The 323-nt window shown below is 57.0% G+C and carries 1 protein-coding gene; it reads right to left on the bottom strand.

Translation table 11 applies throughout. The features are described from left to right. On the bottom strand, window positions 1–323 hold a 323-nt coding region (locus ACTHUT_RS22350), incomplete at both ends, for a DUF2345 domain-containing protein (RefSeq protein ID WP_440386921.1).

Raw genomic sequence — 323 nt, 5'->3', positions numbered from 1 at the left:
GGGCGGTCAGGCTTTGGCCGGCGGTAATGTCGGTATGGTTGCCGCTGATAAGGTGGATGTTTTCATTGGCGGTATGCAGTTGGCTTTGCTCTGTTGCGGTGGCTATACCGGCCGGGGCGGTTTGGATCAAACCGGCCTCTTTCAGGTCTTTGAGGGCGTCTTTCAGACGGCCCCTTTGGGTTTCTTCATCGGTGTGGTGGTTGTTGGCGGTTTGGGCGGCTTTGTTCAGGCTTTTGGCCAGGGAGAGTGCCTGTTCGAGTTGGGCGACGGCATCGTCCATATCCAGCACTTTGCCGTTGGCATCCTGGTTTTGTGCACTGACA

Source organism: Neisseria sp. P0022.S010, from assembly GCF_051956635.1.
The sequence above is the reverse complement of the archived record's forward strand: the minus strand, read 5'-3'. Positions and strand labels throughout refer to the sequence as shown.